Consider the following 2,705-nt stretch of genomic DNA (forward strand, 5'->3'; position numbering starts at 1 on the left):
TAACGACGATAGCCCAAAAATAGCTCGGCTCTGCCAAATAACTGATCGGCTGGTCAATCCAACCCCAGGCTAGCAACAGTTGATTAATCATCCCGGTATCTGCCAGCCACGTCGTTAAGATCCCGCCAAGAATGACCCAAGATAAAAAGTGAGGAAGGTACGAAATGGTCTGAATAGATTTTTTGAACCGAGTAGATCGTATTTCATTCAGGAATAGAGCAAATACAATGGGCAACGGGAACCCGATGGCCAGCTTGAGTAGGCTAATGCCCAGTGTATTTTTGACAATGTACCAAAAGTTATCATCCTCCAAAAAGGCCCGAAAATGCTCTAACCCCGCCCAAGGTGCGCTTGATAGGGTACCAATGATGTCAAACTGTTTGAAAGCAATCAAAATGCCGTACATCGGAATGTAATGGAAAATAATCATCCAAACCACCCCAAGCAGCGCCATAGTCTGCAAATGTCTTTGTTGAACCCATTTGCGCGCTAGTGATGCCCCTCTACCCGATCGAATCGGCGGCTGTGGCTGCGGATTCTTCCATCCTGTTCTCATACGAAGACCTCCCTTCTTTGTAATGTAAGCACTTACATTTATTATTTTAGAGGCTTCTGCTTCGAATGAGTAGTACTGGATTTTTCGATTTTGGTATCTAAAGTTCAGGTGGGGATCTGACTATACGCGAAAATCTTCTTCCAGCCTTTGGATTTTTACATCTATTAATTTACGAAAAAGACTATCAGATGGTACGATAAGACTATATGTGATTCCAATCATTACCTATATACCTAGATCAGGAGGATTAAGAATGGAAGAATTGGTTCGTTCGATTCAGAAACAGGTTCGAATTAAAAAGGTTGCCTGCTGGGCGGGGCTCATCATGTTTGGTCTGTGTACTTTAGTTGGCGTTGCAGCTCAGGAATGGCTTATGACGCTCTTGGCGCTCGCGATGACAATTTTATCCGTCTATGGATTAAGCATGATGCGTGGTATGACAAAGTTTACTAAAGAGTATCAACCGGGAAAGGGCTACGGTTATTATCGCCGTACGGTACAACAAAAGCTGCGCTATCTAACTTGGGGACAGTGGTTAGTAGGCGGCCTTATTGTCCTGATGTTCTTTATATTTAATGTCCGACTTAGCGCTTTTCTCATAGCTATCTTGGGCATCCTGACTATTCAGTTCAGTATCAAAAAACGAATTAAAAATCATCAGGAACCCGATGTCACTGAGCTGGAGGAGTTTGTACGGATGGGGATTGTTTCTCCGCATGAGCAGACTATTGGGGTATATAAAGATTTTCTACACCTGAGTCATACATTTCGGTGTAACCAAATTGTTATCGTTACAGACAAACGCCTGATTTCTGTATTTGTAGAGGAGCAGGGGCGTGCGGTGAAAACGGAAATGCTACTCTCGGGTATAAACAAAATACGCGCAATCGGTACGGGTTTCCAGGGTCAAGGTATTTTGCTGTCTGTAAGTAACCGTGACCATAACGAGCTTCACATTCATATGGTCGGGAAAAGCATTTTCTTTTCTCCAGAGCAATTCATAGGCTCCTTGCTACGGGCACTAGATGCAGCGTTAAAAAGCAGATCATACAGCACGGAAGAACCATTCCCGTGCTACCAACAGACAAGAATTTCTTTGCATCCATCAGAACAAGGTTTGCTGCATAAACCTACGACAGCCTAAATATTTTGGGACATGTGCCACGTTATATATACGTTATGATCGGTCTTCATAATACGTCAAATAGCAAGTAAGCCCTGATCTTAATGAGCTTACTTGCTATTGGGTGTACTTCTACTTTACTTCTGCCTTCTTAATGATTGGCTCCATGATAAAACACCGTGATGAGGTCATGACTTGTAACAAACACTAGCAAACTAAACAGACTGAGCGACAGAGGGCGTGAAATCAATTTTTTCATCCTTTAACACTCCTTTTAAAATAGTTATATATTGGTCTTGCTGTGTTGCTGTAGCTTGGGATCTGAAAATTTCAAATATAGCAGTACATTTCCTAAACTCATGCTCATGTTCCATACCCAGGGTATCGGACAGCATGAGAGATTGCAGGATATAGCCCAACGCAACCGTAAACTGTTGTTGCTTGATATAATAAAGAGCCAACTGATAGCAGAAGCGAAAATAATAAGATACATTCACGGGCTCTTCAAAATATTTAAAACCTTCAATTTGTTCGGCAAATGATTCAAGCACAGCCTCTAAAGGATAGTCATATCTCGACGCTCCCTCAACGATGGAAAGAAGCCCCGGTAACAGCTCTTCCGGATTATTACGAAGAAATTGTATGTATTCCTGCAACACTTCGGCATGGCCTGACAAAATATCAAGGGCATACAAATTAGCTCTGGCAACATAGCGGTAATATTCGACCTCTGCTTCCCCATATTGATCGAGACCATTAAACCAGCCCAATTCTGCATATTTTTCGATGCAATCGCGAGCGGCCTCATACTTGCCCTGTTTTTGGAAGGCCATGCCTTTCATAAGATGACTGTAGCCGTAGTAGTAGACTAGCGGCCGTTTGGTATGTATGGGTTGTATAGGTTTCTTGCGCGCTTTGTAGAGCTGCAATTCCTGATACTTTTGGTTGACATGGCTATACAGCTGGTCGCATAAAGCAATCATATTGGCACCATCCGCAAATGAAAAAGACAGCTTAATCATGTTA

2 protein-coding genes and 1 pseudogene are annotated in these 2,705 nt (G+C 42.7%); 1 reads left to right on the plus strand and 2 read right to left on the minus strand.

Annotated features, from left to right (window positions below):
* Window positions 1-556 (minus strand): annotated as a pseudogene (locus GRP75_RS23785) (sugar ABC transporter permease); the annotation flags it as partial.
* 253 nt (window positions 557-809) lie between these two features.
* On the opposite strand from GRP75_RS23785, the gene GRP75_RS23790 reads away from it, so the two are divergent.
* Window positions 810-1,700 carry a hypothetical protein gene (locus GRP75_RS23790; RefSeq protein ID WP_160790550.1) on the plus strand — a complete coding sequence of 297 codons (891 nt, stop codon included), beginning with the start codon at window positions 810-812 and terminating at the stop codon, window positions 1,698-1,700.
* A gap of 194 nt (window positions 1,701-1,894) precedes the next feature.
* On the opposite strand, the gene GRP75_RS23795 is transcribed toward GRP75_RS23790, so the two are convergent.
* Window positions 1,895-2,705 (minus strand): DNA-binding protein (locus GRP75_RS23795; RefSeq protein WP_160790551.1); only part of this gene is annotated, 811 nt, incomplete at its 5' end.

It is taken from the genome of Paenibacillus sp. OT2-17, from assembly GCF_009827695.1.
In the GTDB taxonomy this organism is placed as follows: domain Bacteria; phylum Bacillota; class Bacilli; order Paenibacillales; family Paenibacillaceae; genus Paenibacillus; species Paenibacillus polymyxa_B.